Origin of the sequence: Pantoea sp. 18069 (genome assembly GCF_902706035.1) — a bacterium.
In the GTDB taxonomy this organism is placed as follows: Bacteria; Pseudomonadota; Gammaproteobacteria; order Burkholderiales; family Burkholderiaceae_C; genus Comamonas.
In genome coordinates, this window is record NZ_CACSJA010000031.1 from 14,693 (window position 1) to 38,097 (window position 23,405).

At 65.7% G+C, this 23,405-nt stretch carries 19 protein-coding genes and 2 pseudogenes; 10 read left to right on the plus strand and 11 right to left on the minus strand.

Features of this window, described 5'->3' with window-relative positions; genetic code table 11:
- Positions 1-59 precede the first annotated feature (59 nt).
- Both GVL12_RS19950 and GVL12_RS19955 read left to right on the plus strand, forming a co-directional pair.
- On the plus strand, positions 60-239 hold the full coding sequence (locus tag GVL12_RS19950; protein WP_159917311.1) for a CsbD family protein: 180 nt from the start codon (positions 60-62) through the stop codon (positions 237-239).
- Positions 240-982: 743 nt separating this feature from the next.
- Entirely contained in the window at positions 983-2,050 is a 1,068-nt protein-coding gene (locus GVL12_RS19955) for a YcjF family protein (protein WP_159917312.1), read from the plus strand.
- A gap of 109 nt (positions 2,051-2,159) precedes the next feature.
- Here the strand turns inward: GVL12_RS19955 and GVL12_RS19960 are convergent, their stop codons facing one another.
- From GVL12_RS19960 to GVL12_RS19975, 4 genes are all read right to left on the minus strand, one after another.
- On the minus strand, positions 2,160-2,312 hold the full coding sequence (locus tag GVL12_RS19960) for a DUF3309 family protein (RefSeq protein ID WP_200843948.1): 153 nt from the start codon (positions 2,310-2,312) through the stop codon (positions 2,160-2,162).
- Positions 2,313-2,729: 417 nt separating this feature from the next.
- Entirely contained in the window at positions 2,730-3,719 is a 990-nt protein-coding gene (locus GVL12_RS19965) for a tripartite tricarboxylate transporter substrate binding protein (protein WP_159917314.1), read from the minus strand.
- Between the two features lie 57 nt (positions 3,720-3,776).
- Positions 3,777-4,526 (minus strand): 3-oxoacyl-ACP reductase, encoded by a 750-nt coding sequence (locus GVL12_RS19970; RefSeq protein ID WP_235033926.1) that lies wholly within the window; start codon positions 4,524-4,526, stop codon positions 3,777-3,779.
- Positions 4,527-4,540: 14 nt separating this feature from the next.
- Positions 4,541-6,271, minus strand: a complete 1,731-nt coding sequence (locus GVL12_RS19975) for an acetolactate synthase catalytic subunit (RefSeq protein ID WP_159917316.1) — start codon at positions 6,269-6,271, stop codon at positions 4,541-4,543.
- 115 nt (positions 6,272-6,386) lie between these two features.
- Between GVL12_RS19975 and GVL12_RS19980 the strand changes: the two genes are divergently transcribed.
- Both GVL12_RS19980 and GVL12_RS19985 read left to right on the plus strand, forming a co-directional pair.
- Entirely contained in the window at positions 6,387-7,136 is a 750-nt protein-coding gene (locus tag GVL12_RS19980) for a GntR family transcriptional regulator (RefSeq protein ID WP_159917317.1), read from the plus strand.
- Between the two features lie 156 nt (positions 7,137-7,292).
- Entirely contained in the window at positions 7,293-7,601 is a 309-nt protein-coding gene (locus GVL12_RS19985) for a hypothetical protein (protein ID WP_159917318.1), read from the plus strand.
- Positions 7,602-7,806: 205 nt separating this feature from the next.
- On the opposite strand, the gene GVL12_RS19990 is transcribed toward GVL12_RS19985, so the two are convergent.
- Positions 7,807-8,343: a hypothetical protein gene (locus tag GVL12_RS19990; protein WP_159917319.1), complete on the minus strand. Its 537-nt coding sequence runs from the start codon at positions 8,341-8,343 to the stop codon at positions 7,807-7,809.
- A gap of 85 nt (positions 8,344-8,428) precedes the next feature.
- Here GVL12_RS19990 and GVL12_RS19995 point away from each other — a divergent pair, with 85 nt between their 5' ends.
- The 4 genes from GVL12_RS19995 to GVL12_RS20010 all read left to right on the plus strand — a co-directional run bounded on the left by GVL12_RS19995 (position 8,429) and on the right by GVL12_RS20010 (position 11,204).
- Positions 8,429-8,908 (plus strand): DUF411 domain-containing protein, encoded by a 480-nt coding sequence (locus GVL12_RS19995; RefSeq protein WP_159917320.1) that lies wholly within the window; start codon positions 8,429-8,431, stop codon positions 8,906-8,908.
- A 140-nt stretch (positions 8,909-9,048) separates the two neighbouring features.
- Positions 9,049-9,558 carry a DUF1993 family protein gene (locus tag GVL12_RS20000; RefSeq protein ID WP_159917321.1) on the plus strand — a complete coding sequence of 170 codons (510 nt, stop codon included), beginning with the start codon at positions 9,049-9,051 and terminating at the stop codon, positions 9,556-9,558.
- Positions 9,559-9,676: 118 nt separating this feature from the next.
- Complete coding sequence (locus GVL12_RS20005; protein ID WP_159917322.1) at positions 9,677-10,900, plus strand: GGDEF domain-containing protein; 1,224 nt, start codon at positions 9,677-9,679, stop codon at positions 10,898-10,900.
- Between the two features lie 100 nt (positions 10,901-11,000).
- Positions 11,001-11,204 carry a hypothetical protein gene (locus GVL12_RS20010; RefSeq protein ID WP_159917323.1) on the plus strand — a complete coding sequence of 68 codons (204 nt, stop codon included), beginning with the start codon at positions 11,001-11,003 and terminating at the stop codon, positions 11,202-11,204.
- Between the two features lie 100 nt (positions 11,205-11,304).
- Here GVL12_RS20010 and GVL12_RS20015 read toward each other — a convergent pair whose 3' ends face one another.
- Positions 11,305-12,180: an alpha/beta fold hydrolase gene (locus tag GVL12_RS20015; RefSeq protein ID WP_159917324.1), complete on the minus strand. Its 876-nt coding sequence runs from the start codon at positions 12,178-12,180 to the stop codon at positions 11,305-11,307.
- Between the two features lie 63 nt (positions 12,181-12,243).
- Between GVL12_RS20015 and GVL12_RS20020 the strand changes: the two are divergent.
- Positions 12,244-12,393, plus strand: a pseudogene (locus tag GVL12_RS20020) (integrase core domain-containing protein); the annotation flags it as partial.
- Positions 12,394-12,457: 64 nt separating this feature from the next.
- On the opposite strand, the gene GVL12_RS20025 reads toward GVL12_RS20020, so the two are convergent.
- The 5 genes and pseudogenes from GVL12_RS20025 to putA form a co-directional block, all read right to left on the minus strand.
- Positions 12,458-13,438 (minus strand): helix-turn-helix transcriptional regulator, encoded by a 981-nt coding sequence (locus GVL12_RS20025; protein ID WP_159917325.1) that lies wholly within the window; start codon positions 13,436-13,438, stop codon positions 12,458-12,460.
- Positions 13,439-13,782: 344 nt separating this feature from the next.
- Positions 13,783-14,604, minus strand: a complete 822-nt coding sequence (gene cobA, locus GVL12_RS20030; RefSeq protein ID WP_200843942.1) for a uroporphyrinogen-III C-methyltransferase — start codon at positions 14,602-14,604, stop codon at positions 13,783-13,785.
- 10 nt (positions 14,605-14,614) lie between these two features.
- Positions 14,615-17,461 carry a nitrate reductase gene (locus GVL12_RS20035; protein ID WP_159917327.1) on the minus strand — a complete coding sequence of 949 codons (2,847 nt, stop codon included), beginning with the start codon at positions 17,459-17,461 and terminating at the stop codon, positions 14,615-14,617.
- 45 nt (positions 17,462-17,506) lie between these two features.
- Entirely contained in the window at positions 17,507-18,769 is a 1,263-nt protein-coding gene (locus tag GVL12_RS20040; RefSeq protein ID WP_200843943.1) for an NAD(P)/FAD-dependent oxidoreductase, read from the minus strand.
- A gap of 293 nt (positions 18,770-19,062) precedes the next feature.
- Positions 19,063-22,749: pseudogene (gene putA, locus GVL12_RS20045) on the minus strand (trifunctional transcriptional regulator/proline dehydrogenase/L-glutamate gamma-semialdehyde dehydrogenase); the annotation flags it as partial.
- A gap of 165 nt (positions 22,750-22,914) precedes the next feature.
- On the opposite strand from putA, the gene GVL12_RS20050 reads away from it, so the two are divergent.
- Positions 22,915-23,403 carry an Lrp/AsnC ligand binding domain-containing protein gene (locus GVL12_RS20050; RefSeq protein ID WP_159917329.1) on the plus strand — a complete coding sequence of 163 codons (489 nt, stop codon included), beginning with the start codon at positions 22,915-22,917 and terminating at the stop codon, positions 23,401-23,403.
- Positions 23,404-23,405 lie beyond the last annotated feature (2 nt).

The window sequence follows — 23,405 nt, forward strand, 5'->3', positions numbered from 1 at the left end:
TCATGCAGCGCATCCTTCATGGGTATTTCAACCCAGGCTCACGCGACAAAGGAAACAGCATGAACAAAGATCAAGTCTCAGGCGCTCTGAAGGATGCAGCTGGCAAGGTGCAGCAAAAGGCGGGTGAAGTGTTCAACAGCCCCGAGCAGCAGGCCAAGGGTGTCGCCAAGCAGGTCGAAGGCAAGACCCAGAAGGCCGTGGGCGATGTGAAGGACGTCGCGAAAAAAGCGATGAAGTAACGACTGCTGCGTCCGGTTGATCCGGGCAGGCCCAAGCCCTGGTTGCTCACGCTGCCGGGGCTTTTTCGTTGGCCGCAGTCAACAGGCTGCAGCAGGGCGGCACCTGGAGTTCAACTCGGCGAATCAGGCACCAATTGCCGGTAGGCAGCCCCTCCCGCGCGCGCAGATCAGGCCCATGGGGAGCCTGGTTGCGGCATGGCCTTTCGCTGCGGGCGGCAATGATGCGGTGGTGTAGAGCTGGGTGCCTGCGGCCAATGGGCGGTACAGCGCAACATGCGTGACCGCTGAGCTGCCAGGCACCAAGGCGTGTATTTTGTACACACAGGCCACGGGCTCGGGCCCCTCGGACGGCGCGCCGCAGGCGGCTTGCCAGGCAGCCCAAGTCCAGGCGGCGAGAATGCCGTCGTATTCGTCCGGCCGTGAAGGGATTCGATCCAGCGGAGCTGCTGGGTGATTTTCAGCCACCCACGCTTCGAACTTTGCGCGTCTCCTGTCCTGATCTGTCATTGCCTTTGCCTCCGCAACGGTACAAGCGAGAGAGGTGTTGGCGCCAGGCCTTGACCGCTTGGCGCATCCTCTCACATGGGGATTTCGTCACGCGGCCGTGCATTCGGTTCCATTGCAGCCCACCAGATTTTCCTGCACCGAGATGCACAGGGCGCGCGCTCTCCCTCATGGGACACGGAACCCATAGCCCGTTTTGGGCTCCAAGCTTTTGTTATTTATCCAGGATCTGAAGCACCATGACACACGACGAAATCCGCGCGACCTTGACCCTGTGCCTGCTGGCCTCGTTTGCCGATGGAGAAAAGCATGACCGCGAACGCGAGCAGATTCGCCAGGTGGCGCAAGGGCTTGCGGGTGATCAGGCCATCAACCTGCCTGGCCTGTACCAGGACGTACTGCTGCGCCGGGTGCAGTTGCAGGACGTGCTCGCGCGTCTGACCGGCACCGAATCGCGTCAGCTCGCGTATGAGATGGCGGTGTGCGTGTGCGACGCCGACGGCCGGACCAGTGCCAAGGAAGAAGCGTTCCTGGCGCAGGTGCGCCAGGCCTGGGGCATGGGTGGCGCGGCTGCTGCGCCGCAGGCGGCGGTCGCCGCCGCCAGCGCCGTTTCCGGCATGGCCTGGGGGCATGCCGATGGCAGCTTCGATGCGCAGGCCCGCGCCGTGGCCGATGCACCGTTGCAGACTGCGGCAGCCGAAGCCGCCTTGCCCCCAGGCGTGGCGGTGCCGCACCCGGCGGCCGTGGATGCCTTGCCGTCGACGGCGGCGCAGCGCCGCCCGGGCAATCTGTCGGCCGCGGAGATGGACAGCAAGATCCTCAGGTCTTCGATCATGAACGGCGCGATAGAGCTGCTGCCCGAGAATCTCTCCACGCTGGCCATCATTCCGTTGCAGATGCGCCTGGTCTATCAAGTCGGACAGAGCTACGGCTATGAACTCGATCGCGGGCACATCAAGGACTTGCTCGCGGCGCTGGGCGTGGGCCTGACTTCGCAATACATCGAGGAAGCCGGGCGCAAGCTGCTCAGCGGTTTGCTGGGCAAGGCCGGCAAGGGCCTGTTCGGCGGCGTGGGACGCCAGGCGGTGAGCAGCGGCATGAGCTTCGCATCGACCTACGCGCTGGGTCATGTGGCCAATCAGTACTACGCGGGCGGGCGCACGCTGTCCACGGACACGCTGAAGGACGCTTACCAGCATGTGATGAAGGATGGCCGAGAACTGCAGGCGCGCTACCTGCCGCAGATGCAGGAAACCGCGCGCGGGCTGAGCACCGCCAAGATCATGGCGATGGTGCGCGGCGCTTGAGGCACGGTGCCTTCTGGCGCCCGCCTACCGGCCGAGACCGCGCCCGCTGATGCTCTTCTTGCCAAGTTCGTGGCGGCTGCAAGGCAGCAATCGTGCCATGGGGCAGGCGCTATATGCGGCCCATGAGCAGCAGGACGATCAGCACGACCACGATCAGGCCAACCACGCCGCTGGGCGCATAGCCCCAACTGCGGCTGTGCGGCCAGGAAGGCAGTGCTCCGACAAGCAGCAGAATAAGAATGATCAACAAGATGGTGCTAATGGCCATGGTCAGCTCTTTTCTGTGTGGTTAATAAGCGATTGCTTCGAATGCGCATCTCATCTGCAGAAACTGGATAAAGCGTTGCGACTCCTCTCCTGCCATCGGGATGCGACCCTGATTTCGACCATACTCGCCGGGTAGGCACGCAAGGGTAGGATGCGGCCGCGTTGACGCGCATGTCTGCAGGCCGCCATGCCCATCACTGTCCGCCAAAGCACATGTACTTGAAACAGCGCGCCCGCGTCGCCGGGCTGGCCGCCACAGGCGAGCGCATCGTCGGTGTGCCGGCGCACTTTCTGCACGGCCTCGCGGTGGTTCCGCGGGCCCTGGTTGACGCCGGCCTGCAAGCCGTTGCCGGGCTGCAGCGCCAGCGCCAACGGGTTCGGTGCAAACGGACGATGAAGCGCGTATGCCCGTTCAGTTCATGCGCGGCAGGTTGGCGGCCTTGATGGCAATGGCCATTGCGTCACGCCCTTCGATGAGCTTGCTGCGGTACTCGGCGCCGGTGAGCGCGGCGGGGTCCACGCCCGCGGTTTCGAGAATCGGCGCGAGCTGGGCGCTGGCGGCGGCGGTCATGGCGACCTTTTCCATGCGCTCGCGAATCGCCGCGGGTGTGCCCTTGGGGAAGGCCAGGCCGATCCAGGAGTCGATTTCGACATCGAAACCCTGCTCCTTGAGCGTGGGCACATCGGGCAGTTCCTTCCAGCGCATGGGGCTGGCGCTGGCGAGCAGGCGCATCTTGCCGGCCTTGACGTGGGGCACGATGTCGGACGGGTTCTGCACGATCACGTCGACATGGCCGCCGAGCAGCGCCGACACGGTTTCGGCGCCCGACTTGTAGCTGACCTGCTCGAACTTGCCGCCGCTCTTGCGGCCGAGCTCGAACATCGCGATGTTGTTGGGCGCCGAGGGCGCGCCGAAGAACACGCCCTTGTCCTTCCTGGCCGCGTCGATCAGGTCCTGCACGGTCTTGTAGGGCGAGTCGGCGCGCACCGCGACACCGTAGCGGTAGCGTGCCACGCCGGCGATGAAGTCGAAGTTGTCGACGGTGTAGTCGACGTTCATCAGATGGGGCGTGATGGCGATGGTCGAGAAGGTCACGATGCCAAGGGTGTAGCCGTCGGCCCTTTGCTTGGCGAGGCTGGACACGCCCAGCGTGCCTTGCGCACCGCTGCGGTTGTTGGGCACCACGGGCTTGTTCAGCAGGCCTTCCATCGCATTGCCGATGGCGCGCGCGGCCACGTCGGTGTTGCCGCCGGCGCCGTAGTTGATGATCATCGTGACCTCGCGCTCGGGGTACTTCGATGCATCCTGGGCTGCGGCGGGCAGGCACAAGCTGGCCGCGCATACCGAGGCCGCGCAGGCCGCGAGAAAGCTGCGCTTGGTGGTGATTCTGGATTGGCTCATCTTTGTCTCCGTCTTGTTTGCGCCATCTGTGTGGCAGTGGGGGGGAAATCCGTTGGTTCAGGCCATGAGGAAGCCACCGTTGACGTCGATCACGGCGCCATTGGTGAAGCCCGCGGCTTCGCTGCACAGGTAGGTGATGGCGGCGCCAACTTCCTGCGGCTCGCCTATGCGCCGCACCGGAATCTGCGCGGCGTAGCGCCGGTTGACTTCCTCGCCGGCCTGCAGCGCCATCTGGGTCAGGATGCGGCCCGGCGCCACGCAGTTGGTGGTGATGCCGAATTCGCCCATCTCGGAAGCGATCGAGCGGCTCAGGCCCAGCACCGCCGACTTGGTCAGCATGTAGGCCGGGCCGGCAACGATCGATTTGCCGCGGCCGGCCAGCGACGACACGTTGACGATGCGGCCCCAGCGCCTGGCCTGCATGCCCGGCAGCGCGAGCTGGCACAACCGCAGCATGGCCAGCACATTGACGTCGAGCATGGTCTGGACTTCGGCGGTGCTGACGTCGAGGATGCCGTTGGACTGGCCCGCGGCATTCTTGAGGCTCACGCCGGCGTTGTTGACCAGGATGTCGACGCCGCCCAGCGCGGCGTCGAGCTCGGCGATCAGCGCGCGGCAGGCGGCGTCGTCGGACACATCAAGTGCATGGGCCAGGGCATTGGCGCGCAGATCTTCGGGAATCGCCTGCAGGTCGGGCGCGCGCAGGTCGGTCAGCACGACCTTGCGGCCGTCCTTGAGCAGTTCAATGGCCGTGGCCAGGCCGATGCCCTGGGCCGCTCCGGTCACCAGGGCCAGGCGCACAGGCATGTTGTTCACGCTATTCATCCGTTGCTTTCCGGGGTGTAGAAGGTGATGGGGGGGAAGGCGTTCTCGGTGCACATGACTTCGATCAGCGTCGAGTCCTCGGCGGCCATCGCGGTCTGCAGCGCCGCGGCGATCTGCGCCGGGTCGCTGACGCGCTGGCCGTTGATGCCGCAGGCACGCGCGATGGCCGCGTGGTCCACGCCGGAAAAATGCACGGCCGAGGTGTGCTCGCCGAACTTCACGTTTTCCGCATGCTTCTGGTAGCCCAGGATGCCGTTGTTGATCAGCAGCGTGATGACCTTGATGCCCATGCGCTTGCAGGTTTCCATTTCGGACCAGACATGGGCGAAGCCGCCGTCGCCCACCAGCGCGAACACATGGCCCTCGGCCTTGGCCAGGCGCGCGCCCATGGCCATGGGCATGCCCCAGCCCAGGCCGGCGAGGCCGCGCGGCGTGAGAAAGCGCTGGCCGGGCTTGCGGCAGGTCAGGTAGTTGGTGACCCACAGCGTGGAGTAGCTCGCGTCGGTGACCACGGTGTCGTCGCTCGTGAGCAGCGCGTTGAGCTCGTGCATCAGGCGCTCGGGGCGTATCGGCGTCTCGTTGCTGGTGCGCACGGCCTGCGATTCCTCGAGGTGCTGCGTCTTGCCCGCGGCAATGCGCGCGGCCAGTTCTTGCTTGCGGGCGCTGCGCGCGCCCAGGTCCAGGCCCTTGGCGATTTCCGTCATGGCCGCGAGCGCGAGCCTGGCATCGCCGACCAGGCGCATGGCATCGTAGTTGCGGCCGATTTCGGTGCCGTCGATGTCGAGGTGGATGAACTGCGCGTTCTTCGGGTACAGCGACCAGCTGTCGGTGCCGTTCTGGTTGGTGCGGTTGCCCACCAGTAGCACCACGTCCGCGCCGGTGACGAAGTCCTTGAGGTAGCGGCCCGAGCCATTCGGGCCCATGCAGTTGGCCATCACGCCCAGCGACAGCGGCGCGGTTTCATCCACCGCGCCCTTGCCCATGTTGGTCGTGCCCACGGGCAGGGACATGGTCTGCGCGAACGCGACGAGTTCGTTGTGCGCGCCCGAGCCATGCACGCCGCCGCCGGCGATGATCACCGGGTTGCGCGCCGTGCGCAGCGCTTCCACGGCCTGGCGCAGCAGCGCGGCGTCGGGCGTGGCGCGGTCCAGCGGAAAGCGGCCCAGCGACGAGGTACGGGGCACGGAGGACAGAACGCCGGGTTCATTGAGCAGGTCGGCGGGCAGCATCAGCGCGACCGGGCCGGGGCGGCCGCTGCAGGCGGCAATGATGGCCTGCTCGACATAGTCCTCTACGCGCGAGGCCTGGTCGACCCGGCGCACCCACTTGGTCACGGGCTTGAACAGGCCCATGTGGTCCAGGTCCTGGAACGCATTCTTGTCGGTCTGGTCGCGGGCCACGTCCTGCACCAGTGCGATCACCGGAATCGAGACCTTGAGCGCTTCTGCCAGCGGCGCGACCAGCAAGGTGGCGGCCGGGCCGTTCTGCGCGGTGATCACGGCGGGCGTATTGCTCATGCGGGCATAGGCGTCGGCCATGTAGCCGCCGGCGTTCTCGGTGCGATAGGCAATCTGGCGGATGCCCATCTCTTCGGCCGCGAGCACAAACATGCTGGGCAGGCTCTGGCCGAAGAATTGCGTGATACCGTGCTTTTTGAGGGTTCTGGCGACAATATGGCCCACAGTTTCCTGTGTGTTGAGGCCGGGGTTCGAGAGAGGTTTCAGCATTCAGCAAGCTCCGTACGTTGATCTCATGCATTGTTTTATAAAATAATGCAGTTGCAGACGCAGTAGAGCAGTTTCAGAAGACCGGAAAAAGAGGGTAAATACCTATGAGTGCGCTATGGCTGAGTTGAATCACACCGATGTGGTGCGTGAGCGGATACTCGAAAAGCTGATCTATGCCGAGTACATGCCCGGGCATACGTTCAAGCTGCGGGAGATGACCGAGGACGAGGAATTCCAGGGCATGAGCCAGACGCCGATCCGCGAAGCGCTGCTGCAACTGGTGGCCCAGGACATCCTCATGGGCCAGCGCGGTTTCAGCGTGCGCGTGCCTATTCCTTCGGTCGAGCATCTGGCCGAAGTGCGCGCCATCCGCACCAAGCTCGAAATCATGGCCGCGACCAACGCCATGCACGAGTGGACGCCAGGCGGCATTGCCGAACTGGAGCGAATCCATGCCGAACTGCAGGCGGCGAAGGCTGCGGGCGACGTGACGCGCATCCTGCGCGCCAATGTGCAGTTCCACTTCGCGCTGTATGGCGCGCAGCGCCGCTCCTACCTGATGACCATGATCCGCTCGCTATGGGCGATCACCGGGCCCAGCATCCGCTTTCTTTACGAGGAAGGCCGCCCGCTCGACACCAGCGGCCGCCATCCGCATGCCGATGTGATCGAGGCGCTGCGCCGGCAGGACCGCGCAATGCTGGAAAAAGCCATAGCGGATGACATGTCGGAAACGGGCAGGAAGATCCTCCAGGTGCTGCGCGAGAAAGTCAGCCCCGAAGCGCTCGCGGTCCAGCCTTTCGGCAAGATGGAGCTGCTGCGCACGCGCGCCAAGCAAGGGCGCAGGATACGGCAGGAGGAATAGGCGGTCCTGTCATGCGCCAGCGGTTTTTGCGCCGCCAATGACAAAGGGCCCGAAGGCCCTGATAAGGATAGTTGCCGCACGGGCCGCTATCCGTTGCATCCGTTCAGATGCTTATTGGGGAGAGCGTTGCTGGCCGGGGTTGCTCGGACTGCCCGGTTGCTGCTGCTGGCCGGGATTGTTTTGCTGCTGCTGGCCCGGGTGGGTGGGGCTGCCGGGTTGCTGCTGACCGGGGTTGGTCTGTTGCTGCTGGCCGGGGTTCTGGGGGCTGCCAGGCTGCTGCTGACCCGGGTTGGTCTGCTGTTGCTGACCGGGGTTGCCTGGTTGTTGCTGGTTGGGATTGTTCTGCTGTTGCTGCTGATCCTGCCCCGGTCGGTTGGGATTGCTCTGCTGCTGCTGGCCTGGATTGTTCTGGTTATTGTTGGGGTTCTGGCTCTGGTCTTGCTGTGTCATTTCCATACTCCTTGAGGTGTCGGTGACGGTAATCAGTGATCGGCTACCACTGAACCCTTACTGTGCACCGCTGCGGATTCGCAGGGTGTAGGACAGGTCGGCCATTACCTTTTGTTGCGCCCTTGTCAATGGATGGATCGGTTGAAAATGTGATTTTGATGGGAAAGCAACAATCCTTGACATTCGCGGCGCTGGAGGCGCATGCGCATACGTGTGCTGGTCAGCACTTGAGGCGCGCCTGCTGGTCGCGCGCGGCCTTGCGTTCACGGCGCACCCAATCGAGGTCGTAGTACTGGCTGCCGGCCCGCCCCATGCTGTCCAGCGTTTGCACTCGGTGCTCGAGTTGTGCGCAAAGCGGATTTTTTGCGTTGGGCGCGTGCGCAGCGGCCAGGCCCGGACGGTGCGGTGCAGGCCGGGTCAGTGCCCGGGCGTTGTCCCATTGCGCCTGCGCCTGCGCGACCTGCTGCTCCCAACGCATCGGCGCGGGTACGGCTTCGGTGCGCTCGAGAAAAGCCTGCTGCTGCTGACAGGGGTGCGACGACCAGAACAGACCGCCGCCATGGCTTTTGCAAAGATAGATCAGCCGCTGACCAGGCCCTGCGTTGCTGGACGGGGCGATGCTGGTTTTGTCCTCGACCAGCCTGCCGCCCTTGCAGGGCGTGGCGGAATAACTGTTGCCACATCGGTAAACCGGCTCCTGGGCGTGCGTGGAAAATGGCGCAAGACTGGCCAGGAACAAAACGAGGGTCAGGAACATCCGATTAGTTTCATTTGGAAACGTTTATCGCGCAAGCCATTCGGAAGACGCTGGCCCCCTGGCCTCATATTGAAAAGGAAAAGCAATGAACCTGCATCCCACCCGCCGCCACTGCCTGGGGCTGCTGGCCACGCTGGCCGTCACTGCCTGCCTGCCCGCGTTGGGCACGACAGCTCCCGCCAAGACCACCATGGACGTCTGGAAAGACCCGAGCTGCGGCTGCTGCAAGGACTGGGTGGCGCTGATGGAGAAGGCCGGCTTCGCCGTCACCGTGCACGACACGGGCAACAACGCCGTGCGCGCCAAGCTGGGCCTGCCCCAGCGCCTGGGCTCTTGCCACACGGCGCTGGTCGGCGGCTATCTGCTCGAAGGCCATGTGCCCGCGGCCGACGTGCACCGCCTGCTCAAGGAAAAGCCCAAGGCCCTGGGGCTGGCCGTTCCCGGCATGCCCGTGGGCAGCCCGGGCATGGACGGCCCCGAGTACGGCGGCCGCAAGGACCCATACGACGTGCTGCTCGTCACCAGGAACCTGGTGGGCAGCGATGTGAGCACCAAGGTGTTCTAGCCGCCACCGGACGTGAACTGACAGCGAAGAACGCGCCTCTGTCTTCGATGGCCGGCTTTTGCTGTTAGCCTGCCATGGCTGGCACGGTCCAGGCCATGCCAGCGCCGACCATCGTCTCCCCATCGAAAAGTGAATCCACCATGACCAGCCCGTTGTACAACGCTTCCGTTCCCGTCCTGCAGCAGATGCTGCGCGCCCTGGCCGATGTGCTGAAAAAGGCCGAAGACCACGCGGCGCAAAAGAACATTGATCCCGATGCGCTGCTGCAGGCGCGGCTGTTTCCCGACATGTTCCCGCTGGCCCGCCAGGTGCAGATTGCCGCCGACTTCTCCAAGGGCATTACCTCCCGCCTGGCGGGTGCCGAAGTGCCATCCTGGCCCGACACCGAGGCCGGCTTCGCCGATCTGCAGGCGCTGATCGCCAAGGCGCTGGCCCATGTCGAATCCTTCAAGCCCGGGCAATTCGATCAGAGCGAAGGCCGCGAAATCGTGCTGCGCCCCGGCACGCCCAAGGAAAAGAAGCTCACGGCCAGCGCCTATCTTCTGCACTATGGCCTGCCGCAGTTCTTCTTCCACGTGACCACCGCCTATGCCATCCTGCGCCACAACGGCGTGGAGATCGGCAAGCGCGACTATATGGGCGCCTACTGACCGCAGGCTTCAGTCACCCGGGCCGCTGCGGCCCGACAATCAGAAGTGACGTTGCTGGCTGCTCCCTGGCAGCCACTCGTATCTGCGCAGACCCCTGTCATCTCGTTTCAACGTCAACATGGTCGCATCCATTCTCGTCGGCATGCTGTGTGCACACCTGCTGTGCTTCTCGGTGATGTTCCTGCTCATCAGCAAACGCCTGCACGGCAACAAGATGGGAATGGATTTCTTTGCCCTGGGCAACTTCCTGCTGGGCTTGGCCTATGTGCTGCAACTGGCCGAAGGTGGACCCGCCTGGAGTGTGATGAGTGTGGTCAACCACACCCTCACACTGGCTTCGCCCATCGCCTATTGGCTCGGTGCCATGCGGTTCTTTGGGCATGCCGTCCCCTTGTGGCGTCCGTTGATGGCGTTTGCCGTGGCCTACGGCGCTTTGCAGGTACTGGTGCAATGGGGCTTGGGGCCGGTGGCGCGCTATGCCATGCTCGCAGGCATGTCGGCGCTGTTGTTCCTGGTCATGACCGTCACAGTGATCTATGGCGTGCGCACTTTTGCCAAGGACTTGTATCGGGAGATGTTCTTCTTTGCACTCCTGATAGGCGGCATCTGCGTGCTCAACGCCCTCAAGTTCTTGAAGATTGTCGATGGCGGTCTGGAAGCACTGCACATGGACAGCCGCTTTCAGCTGGTGTTCTACATCTACATGTCTTCCCTGGCCACCGTGCTGCCGCCATCGATCGTCTGGCTGGTACTGCGCCGCCTGACCGACGATCTGCGCAATATGGCGGCACGCGACCCCATGACGCAGTTGCTCAATCGCCGAGGTCTTTCAGACGCGCTCGAACTGCATTTCAATGCGCGCAATGCAGCACCTGCCTGCTTGCTGCTGATGGATGTCGATCATTTCAAGCGCATCAACGATACCCATGGCCACCAGGTCGGAGATACCGTGCTATGCCGTGTGGCAGATGTGTTGCGCACCACGGTGCGTCGTGGCGACCTGACAGGCCGCATTGGCGGAGAGGAGTTCGTTGCCATCTGCCTGGACGTCGACAGTGCCGGCATCATGCGCCTGGCAGAACGTCTGCGTGCTGGTATTGAAGATCAAGCCATTGAAGTGCCTGGCTGCGACCATCTGCTGCGCATGACAGTCACGGTCGGCGTTTCCCACCACTTCGCCAGCACACACGCTTTGGAGGCCGCCATGCAGGAAGCGGATGCGGCCCTTTACCGTGGCAAGGCTGCTGGACGCAATCGGATTGAAGTATCCCCAAGCCCTCGCCTGCACCCGACTCAAGGTGCTGGAACGTCAATGATGCAACAGCTTGAGACAGCGGGTTAGGCCAAGCCAGAAATCTTGTTCAGGCTGCAATCAGGGGCGCAATCATCCTGAGGGCGCCCGATGGCGCGAAAATGGCGGCTTTTGAGAAATCGAGGCGTGCATGAACAATCCGGCCCATGGTGATCTGTTGAACCGTTACCGCAAGGCGGCGGCCGAGGCCCAGCAAAAAGAGCAACTGGTGCGCGTGGTCGCGGCCAAGGGGCCGCGGGCGATCCAGCTCGCAAGCGAAACCGCGGCCAAGGCCGTGCGCCGGCGCAAGGTGCTGGAGGCGCAGCTGGAGCAATTGGGGATTGTGGAGCGGTAGGGGCTGGAGCAGACCTGCCGCTGGAGAAGACCGGACTGGTGGAGCGCGTGGCAGATGGCGAGGGCAGAAGCCGCGCCACGTCTGATGACGGAAATGCCGTCTATGCCGCGTGCGCGCGCAGCCAGGCCACGATATCGGCGGTCACCTCATCACGATGGGTCTCGTTCAGGATTTCGTGGCGAGCGGCCGGGTACAGCTTGACAGCCACATCCGCCATGCCCGCATCGCGGTAGCGCTTGCCCAGGAGCTGAATCAGTGCACCGCCACCGGCGAGCGGGTCGGCGTCGCCAGAAGCGATCAGGATTGGCAGGTCGCTGCGTATGCCCGCCAGCAGCGCCGGATCCGCCAGCCGGGACGCGGGCGCGAACAGCGAAGCAATCACCTCGTCCGGCACATCCCAGCCGCACCAGGGATCGGCGACATAGGCGTCCACCTCGGCGTTGTCCCGCGAAAGCCATTCGTATCCCGTGCGGTATTCAAAGCCCGCGTTGAAGGCCTCCAGCCCGGCCGGCGCGTCCGCAGGTGCATCGGCCATGCCGGCGGCGAGCATGTCGAGCGCGGTCGACCCGGACAGAACCACTCCCGACCATGTCGATGCGTGATCGATGATCGCCGCCTGCGCTGCAAACGACCCCATCGAGTGTGCGAAAAGAAACAGCGCAAGGCCGCCATGCTGCGCACGCAACGCGGCCCCGAACTGGGCCACATCGGCAATCAAGCCGCCAAAACCCGCCGTGCCGAAGTCACCCAGCCGCCCGTCGGCGCTGCGCCCGTGCCCACGATGGTCGACCGCGTGGACCACAAACCCGGCGGCATTGAGCGCCTTCGCAAACCGGTCATAGCGTTCGCCATGCTCGGCGAGTCCGTGCGCGATCTGCACCACACCAGCGGGTGTGCCGGCAACGTCGGCCCAGGTGTAGGTCGCGACCTGGGTGCCGTCTGCGTTGGAGAGAAAGGAGGAGGTCGAAGTGCTCATCATTTGATTCTTGCACGTTGGCTGGTCAACCTGATCTGGGGTAGATGCCAGGGTGTTCGGCTCGTACCCTTCGCAAGGCGGGACGCGCGCACGGCCATTGCGAACCTGGGGCTCGCGTTCGAGCATTACAACGAACACCATCCGCATAGTGCCTTGAAATACCGCTCGCCTCGCGAGTTCAGGCAGTTGAAAAATTCCCTAAACGAAGGGTGACATCGTGTCCTGAGATACGGGGGGCATTCCCGCATCAGCGCACTACATAGGTGCGGCCATTGGATTACTCCACCAGCCCGTCGCGCACTGCGGCCGCACGATTGCTATCCTCGAGCATGTGCGTGGGCATGGTCAGGTATTCGAGCGAGTTGAAGTTAATCATTACTGAATGGTGATAGCCACCGGCATTACCGCACCATAGGTGCAACATTTCGTTGTCATCGACGCTTCCCAGCTCCAGAACGAATACTCCGTCGCTCAAATCGGCGTCGTCGCTGCAAGGCATCCCGCGGCGCTTTGCGTTTTCGACTTGCCAGAACATGTGTGTGGCAAGCAGTTCGTAGGTGCGTGCGTCATCAGAACCCAGCGCACTCTCGACTGCGGCGCGAATGTCGGCCGGCGTATCGTCGTCGAATGGCTGATTGCTCAGGGCTCGCCAGAACTCCCTGGGAAAGCACAAGGGCTGGCCGGCTAAGGCATCCACCGGGTCGCCGTCATCATCGCCTTCCGGATCGGCAAACCCATGGACGTCGGTGGAAGCAATGCCGCGAACTGCCTCACCATAGTGGGCGTGTTCTGGCCCGAAGGCGCCCACGGCTTCGCCCGAGAAGTGCAGATCGGAGATTGCTGATTTGCGCACATACACCGTGCGGTTGTCGAGCGTCTCGAATGCCAGAGTGGACATGCTTCGCTCAGCAAACTGCGCGTAGATGCGCGAGCGAGCGGCCTCGTCGATCGACACCATCAAGGGCCGCCCACCACTTTTGAAATGAACGGCAACCTCACCGAAGTGGTGGTGGTCGTCCTTCGTCTCTCGCTCCTCTTGCTGCGGCGACTTCGGTGCGACCGGCGCACTCCGTGACTCCGCGGTGCTGATCGGAACGCCAAGCATCGCAGACAGGAGCGAGGCTTTCTCATCCGGGATTGTGGCTTTGCCCGTCTCCCAGCGAGCGAGCGTCGCTTGGTTGACACCAACCTGCTCGGCTAGTTGGACTTGAGTGAGCTTGTGCGCCTTTCGGGCGCGGCGAAGGATCGAGTCTGTCATTAGGGCGCTCTTTTGTTAATTATGCGCATTTTATGCGCATAATTAATATCTTGGTAGATCGTAATTGACTGACTGACCAGTTTAGGGACGACAGCACGCCCGCCATTTCAGCGACGCGTACCGGCCGACGCCCCAATTGCTCCGAGGGCTACTGCAGCCCACCGTCCCCGCATCGAAAGCCCGCTTCTGGCTGACTCGTACAGGGAGTCCAATCGAGCCCATTGCAGAACCAGGCTCTTTCAACAGGTGCTCAAAAACAGCGGGTGCTTTTTTATCGTGCATGGTTCGGCGGGGTGCCGAGCCATGCGCATCATGAACGGCTGGGTCAACTCAGGGCAAACGAATCAAGCCGCCCTGGCCTGGTGCCGCGCCGCATCCAGGTCCGCGCTGTCCATCCATTGCGCAAAGCTCTGAGCGCAGCGCACGACTTCACCGACGACCAGCACGCTGGGGCTGCCCAGGCGTTCCTGTGCGACGACCTGCACCAGTTCGGCCAGGCGCGCAATCGCATGGCGCTGGTGGGGCAGGGATGCGTTCTGGATCACGGCCACGGGCGTGTCGCTAGGCAGGCCTTGCAGCAGGCCCTGGGCGATATCGGCCACGCCTTTCATTCCCATGTAGATCACCAGCGTGAGCCGGGCTGCGTGCGCGGTCGCGGCGAGCTGTTGCCAGGCGATGGGCGCTGCACCGGGGCGCGTATGGCCGGTGATGAAGAGCACGCCGTGCGCATGGTCACGGTGGGTCAAGGGCGCGCCGATCTGCGTCATTCCCGCAAGGCCCGCGGTGATGCCGTTGACGATGTCGACCTGCACGCCCGCGGCGCGCAGGTGCTCGGCTTCCTCGCCGCCGCGGCCGAAGATGAACGGGTCACCGCCCTTGAGGCGCACCACGTTCTCGCCTTCGAGCACGCTGGTCAGTATCAGCTTTTCAATGAAGGCCTGGGGCGTGCTCTGGCAGCCGCCGCGCTTGCCTACGGCGATCAGGCGTGCCGTGGGCGGCGCGAGCGCGACGATGGCGTCGCTGACCAGGTCGTCGACCAGCAGGACCGTGGCGGCCTGGATGGCCTTGAGGGCCTTGAGGGTCAGCAGGTCCGGGTCGCCGGGCCCGGCGCCGACCAGCGTGCAGCGGCCCATGGGGGCGGATGGGTAGCCATGGAGAATGGGCATGGTGGGGTCCTCAAGCGTTCGAAGTTTGGGGGAAGCGGACCACGGCCGTGGTCTGCACATGGCGTTTGAGTTCGGGAATGCAGGAGCCGCACTGCGTGCCGCAGCCCAGGCGTTGCTGCAGCTGGACCAGGCGTTCGTCGTCGCTGCCCGCGCATTGCGCGAGCGTCTGCACGATGCTGTCGAGGGTCACGTTCATGCAACTGCAGACCTGGGGGCTGCGCGCCTGGGTGCCCGACGGCGGCGTCGCGCCCTGGGTCAGCATCAGGTGCGAGGGCTGGGGCGGGTCCAGTTCCTGGGCCAGCAACTGCGCGAGCCAGGCGCCGGCGCTGGTGTCGCCCGTGAGCAGCATGGCTTCAAGGCGCAGCGCACCCTGGTCGCCGCGCACTACCTGCAAGGCGCGGGTCTGCTGGCGGCGTCTGTCGTTGTAGCGGATCACCTGGTCGCCCGACAGCCCCAGCAATTGTTCGATCTGCTGCAGCACTTCGGCGGCGGGCGGCGTGTGCGCCGAGGCGCGCAGCAGCACGCCGCTGCGCGTTTGCGCGGCCGCGCTCAGCGGCACCTGGTTGCTGAACGGCACGCAGGTCGCGAATTCGAAATGCCCCATCAGCGCCGACAGCGCCTGGCGCACTGCGAGCACGCGCTCGGCGGGCAGCCAGGCCATGGCCAGCAGCGACCAGGGCAGGGCGACCTTGCTCACTGTCACGGCCGTGTGCTTGAGTTCGGGCTGCTTGGACACGGGGCAGAACACGGGCTGGGTGAGTGCGTTGATGCCCTGCAGGCGCTGGCCATCGGCGGCGCGGCCGCTCAGAAATTCGCTGCCCCAGTGCATGCCCATGAACATGCGCGTCGGTGCCAGCTGGGCGTCGGACTGCAGCGCGACCATGAGCGTGCCGCGGCGGCTGGTGAGCTGCACCAGTTCGCCTTCGCCCAAGCCTTGCTGCGCCATGTCCTGCGGGTGCATGTGCAGCCGGGGCTCGGCCGCGTGGCTGAACAGCCGGCCCAGCGTGCCCGTACGGCTCATGCCATGCCACTGGTCGCGCAGCCGGCCCGTGGTGAGGCTGAATGGAAACTGGGCGTCGACGGGCTCGGCCAGCGGCTGGTAGGGCGCGGCATGAAAGCGCGCCTTGCCATCGGCCGTGGGAAATACGCCGTCTTCGTAGAGCCGCGCCTGGCCCTGGGCCGCGCCCGCGGGCATGGGCCATTGCTGCGGGCCCTGTTCGAGCCGCGCCCAGGAGAGGCCGGTGATGTCGAGATCGCGCCCCGCGGTGCTGGCGCGGTGTTCTTCCCACAGTGCCTGCGCGCCCGCGCTGGCCGGCTCCACGGGGTAGGGAAACAGCGTGGGCTGGCCGGGGCGCAGCCGGGCTTCGAGCCGCTGCGCGAGCTGCACCGCGATCTGCCAGTCGTGGCGCGCTTCGCCTGCCGCGGGCACGGCGGCGCGCACGCGCGAAATGCGCCGCTCGCTGTTGGTGACCGTGCCCATCTTCTCGCCCCAGGTGGTGGCGGGCAGCAGCAGGTGGGCATGGCGCGCGGTTTCGGTGGTGGTGAAGGCCTCCTGCACCACGACCAGCTCGGCGCGTTCGAGCGCGCGCTGCACGGTGCGCTGGTCGGGCATGCTTTGCGCGGGGTTGGTGCAGGCAATCCACAGCGCCTTGATTTCGCCGTCGGCCGCGGCTTCGAACATTTCGACCGCGGTCTTGCCGGGCCGGGCGGGCACTTGCCTCACGCCCCACAGCGCGGCGACTTCGGCGCGGTGCGCGGCATTGCCCAGGTCGCGGTGGCCGCTGAGCAGATTGGCCATGCCGCCGACTTCGCGCCCGCCCATGGCGTTGGGTTGGCCCGTGAGCGACAGCGGCCCCGCGCCGGGCTTGCCGATCTGGCCCGTGGCCAGGTGCAGGTTGATCAGCGCGGCGTTCTTGGCCGTGCCGCTGCTGCTCTGGTTCAGGCCCTGGCAGTAGAGGCTCAGCGTGGCGGGCGACTGTGCAAACCAGCGCGCGGCCTGCAGCAGGTCTTGCTCGGCAATGCCGCATTCCTGGGCGATGCGCGCGGGCGTGGCCGTTGCTACCAGGCTTTCGAGCGCGTCAAAGCCCGTGGTGCGGGCGGCGATATAGGCCCGGTCGATCCAGCCTTGCGCGAGCATCAGGTGCAGCATGCCCTGGAACAGCAGCACATCGGTGCCCGGGGCGATCGGCAGGAACAGGTCGGCCAGGCTGGCGGTATCGGTGCGGCGCGGGTCGGCGACGATGATCCTGAGCGCGGGGTTCGCGGCCTTGGCGGCTTCGAGGCGGCGAAACAGGATGGGGTGGGCCCAGGCCGCGTTGCTGCCGACCAGGAACACGCAGTGCGCTTTCTCGAGGTCTTCATAGCAGGCCGGCGGCGCGTCTGCGCCCAGCGTGGCCTTGTAGCCCGCGACGGCGCTGCTCATGCACAGGCGTGAATTGGTGTCGAGGTTGTTGCTGCCGATCAGGCCTTTGACCAGCTTGTTGAACGCGTAATAGTCTTCAGTCAGCAGCTGGCCGCTGAGGTAGAAGCCCACGGCGTCGGGGCCGTGTGCTGTGATGATGCGCACGAGCTGGTCGCTGGCGGTATCGAGCGCAGCATCCCAGGCCACGGGCAGGGCGGGGCCGCCGCGCTGCAGGCGTTGCAGCGGCTGCAGCAGCCGCGTCTGGCGCATGACCGCGGCCGACGCCGTGAGGTGCAGCGTGCTGCCCTTGGTGCACAGCTTGCCGAAATTCGCCGGATGCAGCGGATCACCCTGGACTGCGGTGATCTGGCCGTCCTGTGCTTCGATGATCACTCCACAGCCGACACCGCAGTAGGGGCAGGTGGAGCGCGTTTGCGTGACAGGGGAGGCGGTCATGGGGAGCTTTGAGTGGGGGTGGCGGAATACGGGTCGGTGCGCGCTTCAGGCGAGCTTGTTCTGGTCTTCGGCGGCGCTGTCGCCCAGCGGGATTTCGCCGAACATCAGCCGGTCGCGAATTTCGGCGATGCTGCAGCCTTCGCGCAGCAGCTTGAAGTACCAGCTGCCGTCGACGGTGTCGCCGTAGAGGCAGGCGCCGACGAGCTTGTCATCGGCGATCACCAGCTTCTTGTAGACGCCGCTGACCGGGTCGCTGAGCACGATTTCCTCGGTGCTGTCCGTGCCCTGGAAGTCGCCGGCCGAGAACAGGTTGATACCCGTGACCTTGAGCTTGGTCGAGGTGACCGAGCCCTGGTAGCGGCTGATGCCCAGTTCGGCCAGGTGGTTGGCCAGCACCTTGCCCTGCTCGAACAGCGGCGCGACCAGGCCGTAGGCAATGCCGCGGTGGGCCGCGCATTCGCCCACGGCGTAGATGCGCGGGTCGGTCGTGGTCTGCAGCGTGTCGTGCACCACGATGCCGCGGTTGACCTGCAGGTAGGCGGCTTCGGCGAGCGCGGTGTTGGGGCGTATGCCTACGGCCATGACGACCAGGTCGGCAGGCACTTCGCTGCCGTCCTTGAAGCGCACGGCGCGCACGCGGCCAGCGTCGTTCGCGAGCAGCTCCTGCGTTTGCGCGCCCATCAGGAACTGCATGCCGCGCTCATTGAGCGATTGGCGCAGCAGCTGGGACGCGGCCTCGTCGAGCTGGCGCTCGAGCAGCCAGTCGTTGACGTGCACCACGGTGACCTGCATGCCGCGCTTGATCAGGCCGTTGGCGGCTTCAAGGCCCAGCAGGCCGCCGCCTATGACCACCGCATGCCGGTACTGCGTGGCGGCATCGATCATGGCCTGGGTGTCGGCGATGTCGCGGTAGCCGAGCACGCCTTCGAGCTGGCTGCCGGGAACGGGCAGGATGAAGGCATGCGAGCCCGTGGCCATGATCAGCCGGTCGTAGGGTGCGCTCAGTGCCTCGCCCGCGGCGTTGACCGCATGCACGGTGCGCGACTGGCGGTCTATGGAGGTGACGGTATAGCCCGCGTGCAGCGTGATGCCGTTGTCGGTGTACCAGCTCCAGTCGTTGAGAACGATCTGCTCGAGCGTCTGTTCGCCCGCGAGCAGCGGCGACAGCATGATGCGGTTGTAGTTGGGGTGGGGCTCGCTGCCGAACACCGTGATGTCGTACAGATCGGGCGCCAGCTTGAGCAACTCCTCCAGAGAGCGCACGCCCGCCATTCCGTTGCCTATCATCACCAATCTGGATTTCTTCATCTGGGTCTTTCGTTGGCAGTTCTGAAAGCGCAAAAGCGTCTGTCCCTGTACAGCCCGGCTGCAGGGAAAGACGCCTTTGTCATAGGTTCGGGCCCATCGTTGGTGCCAAACTTCTGTGACCTTCAGTGGCCACGACAGGGTTCAAGCAATTCTCGGGCCAGCCTGGTATCGCGGAGCCGTTGGCCGCTTGGGGCAGGGCCATGCACTGAGATGGTGAGCCGGATGCTGCATTCGGGTGCAGGCCCCCGGCCGTTGGGCAAATGCGGTGCGACGGCCCGGCCGCGGCCGGGCTTTCAGGCGATGGTCATCAGGCTGGCATTGCCGCCAGCCGCTGCCGTGTTCACGCTCAGCGCGCGCTCTATGACCAGCCGCTCCAGCGGCACGGCGGTGGAGCCGCTGGCGGCGTGGCCTATGCTGACGATGGGGCCGGGCCGCACGGCGAGCGCCTGGCTGGCCTGGGTGAGCGACGCCGCGTCGCCATGGTGGAGCACGGCATCGAATTGCACGCTGGGCGCGCTCCAGTCGGGCACCAGGTCTATGGCCTGGCGCACGGCCAGGGGCAGGCGGGCGAACAGCGCCTGCCCCTCGGCGGGCCAGACCGCGCGGCTGCCTACGGCCAGAACGGCCGCGAGCTGGGTCAGCCTATCGCCGTCGGTGTTCGCGAGGCACAGCACGGCGTCGCGCGGCGCGAGCGTGTAGACGTTGCGCTCGCCTGTGGGGCCAGGGAGTTCGCAAGCGGGCGCGTGCGGCGTGAGCGCCTCGAAGCGCGCGCAAGCCGCCTGCAGCCGCGGCTGGCCGGCGTGCGCGGCCCAGCGTTGCAGTTGCGCGAAGGCCGAGGCTTCATGCCCGCTGGCGGCGGTTTGCGTGCCCTTGCCCGGCTGCGGCAGCGCGCGCTGCAGCACGTCGTCCGGGCGCTGCGACAGCAGCCGGTAGAGATACAGCGGGCCGCCGGCCTTGGGGCCCGTGCCCGACAGGCCTTCGCCGCCAAAGGGCTGCACGCCCACGACGGCGCCGACCATGTTGCGGTTCACATAGACATTGCCCGCGTGCGCCGCGCCCACGACCTGGGCAATGGTTTCGTCTATGCGCGTGTGTAGCCCCAGCGTGAGGCCGTAGCCGGTGGCGTTGATCTGCGCGAGCAACTGGCCCAGGCCCGCGCGCCGATAGCGCACGATGTGCAGTACCGGCCCGAAGATCTCGCGCTGCAGTTCGCCGAGGGTGTCGAGTTCGATCAGCGTCGGCAGCACGAAGGTGCCCTGGGCCAGCGCCGCGTCGCCCGGGTTCCAGGCCGTGCGCACGACCTTGCGGCCCCTGGCGCGCATCTGGTCGATATGCGCTTCTATGCCGCCGCGCGCCTGCGCGTCGATGACCGGGCCTATGTCCACGGCCAGCTGCGCCGGGTTGCCTATGCGGCATTGCGCGATCGCGCCTTCGAGCATGGCGATGATGCGCTCGGCGCAGTCTTCCTGCAGACACAGCACGCGCAGCGCCGAGCAGCGCTGGCCCGCGCTGTCGAAGGCCGAGGCGACGACATCGGCGACCACCTGCTCGGCCAGCGCCGACGAGTCGACGATCATCGCGTTCTGGCCGCCGGTTTCGGCGACCAGAGGAACCGGCTGGCCGTCGCTTGCGAGGCGCTGCGCGAGCGCGCGCTGCAAAATGCGCGCGACATCGGTCGAGCCCGTGAACAGCACGCCTTGCACGCGCGCATCGCCGACCAGCGCCGCACCCACGGTTTCGCCCTGGCCGGGCAGCAGTTGCACCACGGCCCGCGGCACGCCGGCCTGCCACAGGCGGCGCACCGCGTGGGCCGCGACCAGCGGCGTCTGTTCGGCGGGCTTGGCCAGCACCGGGTTGCCCGCGGCAAGCGCGGCGCTGACCTGGCCGATGAAGATCGCCAGCGGGAAATTCCAGGGGCTGATGCAGACCACAGGGCCCAGCGGGCGGTGGGTGCCGACGGCCCAATCCGCGCGCGCCTGCGCCGCATAAAAGCGCAGGAAGTCCACGGCTTCGCGCACTTCGGCAATGGCGTTGGCGGCGGTCTTGCCGGCTTCGCGTGCGAGCAGGCCCATGAGCTGCGGCAGATCGGCTTCGAGCAGATTCGCCGCCTGATCGAGGGCATCGGCGCGCACCGCAGGCGGCGTGTTGCCCCAACTGTCGGCTGCGAGGGCGGCGGCGTTGAGCGCGGATTCCACGTCCTGCGACGAGGCTTCGCGCACCCGGCCCACAAGGTCCTGCAGATTCGCCGGGTTGCGGATCTCGACTTCGGCGCCGTCGAATGCGGTCGGCGATGTCGTCGCACTGTGGCCCGGCGCCAGCATCGGGCCCGCCGACCAGTCGGCCGTGGCCTGCATGGCTTGGGCGATGGCCTGCAGCGTGTGTTCGTTGGACAGGTCCAGGCCCAGCGAATTCGCGCGCGCCGTGCCATAGAGCGCGATGGGCAGTGCAATCGCGGGGTGAGGCAGGCCGTATTCGCCTTCGTCGCGCGCCATGCGTTCCACGGTCTGCACAGGGTCTTCGACCAGGGTTTCGAGCGCGATGCCCGGATCGGCAATGCGGTTGACAAACGAGGTGTTGGCGCCGTTTTCAAGCAACCGGCGCACCAGGTAGGCGAGCAGCGTTTCGTGCGTGCCCACGGGTGCATAGATGCGGCAGGGCCGGCCCAGCGTGGACACGACCTGCTCGTACAGCGGCTCGCCCATGCCGTGCAGGCACTGGAATTCGTACTGGCCGGGCGTGTAGCGCGCCGGGTCGGCCATCTGGTGGATGGCGGCGACCGTATGGGCATTGTGGGTGGCGAACTGCGGGAACACCGCGTCCGGGGCGTCGAGCAGCTTGCGCGCGCAGGCCAGGTAGGCGACGTCGGTATGGGGCTTGCGCGTGTAGACCGGGTAGCCGTCCTGGCCATCGACCTGGGCGCGCTTGATTTCGCTGTCCCAGTACGCGCCCTTGACCAGGCGCACCATCAGCCGGTGGCCGCTGCGGCGCGCGAGGTCGACCAGGAAGTCGATGACCGCAGGGCAGCGCTTCTGGTAGGCTTGGATGACAAAGCCGATTCCGTTCCAGCCGGCAAGCGCGGGCTCCAAGCACAGGCGCTCGAGCAGGTCCAGCGACAGCTCGAGCCGGTCGGCCTCCTCGGCATCGATGTTCAGGCCGATGTCGTGGCCCTTGGCCTGCACTGCAAGCTGAAGTACGCGCGGGTAGAGTTCGGCCATCACCCGCGCGAACTGCGCGCGGCTGTAGCGCGGGTGCAGGGCCGACAGCTTGATCGAGATGCCCGGGCCGGCTTCGATGCCCGCGCCGCCCGCGGCACGGCCGATGGCGTCGATCGCCTGCTGGTAGTCGGCAAGGTAGCGCTGCGCATCGCTTTCGGTCAGCGCCGCTTCGCCCAGCATGTCGTAGGAATAGCGAAAGCCCTGGGCTTCGAGGGCCTTGGCATGCTGCAAGGCCTCGGCAATGGTCTCGCCTGCGACGAACTGCTCGCCCATCATGCGCATCGCCATGTCTACGCCCTTGCGAATCAGCGGCTTGCCGCCCTTGCCGATGATGCGCCCCAGCATGGTCGACAGCCCGGTCTCGCTGTGCGTGGCGACCAGCCGGCCCGTGAGCAGCAGGCCCCAGGTCGCGGCGTTGACGAACAGCGACGGGCTGCGGCCCAGGTGCTGGCGCCAGTCGCCATCGGCGATCTTGTCACGTATCAGCGCGTCGCGCGTCGCGGCGTCGGGAATGCGCAGCAGCGCCTCGGCCAGGCACATCAGCGCCACGCCCTCATGCGACGACAGCGAATACTCCTGCAACAGACCTTGGACGATGCCCGCGCGGCCGCTGGCACTCTTGCGCTCGCGCAGCGCGCGTGCCAGCTGCAGCGCGAGCGCATTGGCGGCCTGTGCATCGTCAGCGCGCGCACGTGCGAGCGCCAGCAGGCCCGCCACGGCCTGGGGTTCAGGCAGCCGCGTCGCGGCCGTGATGGCGTCGCGCAGCGCGCCGCGGTGTTGCGTGGGGCCGTCGACAAACGTGGGGTGGGAGGCCGGGGCAGCAGAGATGGACATGGGCAGCGAGGGATTAGTTGATGTGGCAATGGTGCATCCACATTGATAGAATATTTATTCAAAATATTCAGATATCACAGAATAAAAAACTACTTTATGAACACGGACCACGCACAAGCGCTTGACCGCATGGACCTGCGCATTCTTGCGCTGCTGCAGACCGACGGCCGCCTTGCCAACCTCAAGCTCGCCGATGCCATCGGCCTGTCGCCCACGGCCACGCTGGCGCGCGTGCAGCGGCTCACGCGCGAGGGCTTCATCCTGGGCTATGAAGCCCGGCTCAATCCGATCAAGCTCGATGCGGGCATGCTGGTGTTCGTCGAGGTACTGCTGGACCGCACCACGCCCAATGTCTTCGAGGCGTTCAAGGTGGCGGTGCAGCTGCAGCCCGAAATCATGGAATGCCACATGGTGGCCGGCGGCTTCGACTACCTGCTGAAAACCCGCAGCGCCGACATGAATGCCTACCGGGTGTTTGCCGGCAACGTGCTGTGGCAGTTGCCGGGCGTGCGCGAGACGCGCACCTATGCGGTGATGGAAGAGGTGAAGAACTCCTCGCATCTGCATTTGCGGGGGCTGGGGTAGGG

Coding starts and splice junctions, on each gene's coding strand:
- GVL12_RS20005 (WP_159917322.1), top strand. CDS start 9,677: ATGGTCGCATCCATTCTCGTCGGCATGCTGTGTGCACACCTGCTGTGC.
- GVL12_RS19995 (WP_159917320.1), top strand. CDS start 8,429: ATGAACCTGCATCCCACCCGCCGCCACTGCCTGGGGCTGCTGGCCACG.
- GVL12_RS20040 (WP_200843943.1), bottom strand. CDS start 18,769: ATGAAGAAATCCAGATTGGTGATGATAGGCAACGGAATGGCGGGCGTG.
- GVL12_RS20015 (WP_159917324.1), bottom strand. CDS start 12,180: ATGAGCACTTCGACCTCCTCCTTTCTCTCCAACGCAGACGGCACCCAG.
- GVL12_RS19955 (WP_159917312.1), top strand. CDS start 983: ATGACACACGACGAAATCCGCGCGACCTTGACCCTGTGCCTGCTGGCC.
- GVL12_RS20000 (WP_159917321.1), top strand. CDS start 9,049: ATGACCAGCCCGTTGTACAACGCTTCCGTTCCCGTCCTGCAGCAGATG.
- GVL12_RS19980 (WP_159917317.1), top strand. CDS start 6,387: ATGGCTGAGTTGAATCACACCGATGTGGTGCGTGAGCGGATACTCGAA.
- GVL12_RS19970 (WP_235033926.1), bottom strand. CDS start 4,526: ATGCCTGTGCGCCTGGCCCTGGTGACCGGAGCGGCCCAGGGCATCGGC.
- GVL12_RS19990 (WP_159917319.1), bottom strand. CDS start 8,343: ATGTTCCTGACCCTCGTTTTGTTCCTGGCCAGTCTTGCGCCATTTTCC.
- GVL12_RS20010 (WP_159917323.1), top strand. CDS start 11,001: ATGAACAATCCGGCCCATGGTGATCTGTTGAACCGTTACCGCAAGGCG.
- GVL12_RS20035 (WP_159917327.1), bottom strand. CDS start 17,461: ATGACCGCCTCCCCTGTCACGCAAACGCGCTCCACCTGCCCCTACTGC.
- cobA (WP_200843942.1), bottom strand. CDS start 14,604: ATGCCCATTCTCCATGGCTACCCATCCGCCCCCATGGGCCGCTGCACG.
- GVL12_RS19965 (WP_159917314.1), bottom strand. CDS start 3,719: ATGAGCCAATCCAGAATCACCACCAAGCGCAGCTTTCTCGCGGCCTGC.
- GVL12_RS19975 (WP_159917316.1), bottom strand. CDS start 6,271: ATGCTGAAACCTCTCTCGAACCCCGGCCTCAACACACAGGAAACTGTG.
- GVL12_RS20050 (WP_159917329.1), top strand. CDS start 22,915: ATGAACACGGACCACGCACAAGCGCTTGACCGCATGGACCTGCGCATT.
- GVL12_RS19950 (WP_159917311.1), top strand. CDS start 60: ATGAACAAAGATCAAGTCTCAGGCGCTCTGAAGGATGCAGCTGGCAAG.
- GVL12_RS20025 (WP_159917325.1), bottom strand. CDS start 13,438: ATGACAGACTCGATCCTTCGCCGCGCCCGAAAGGCGCACAAGCTCACT.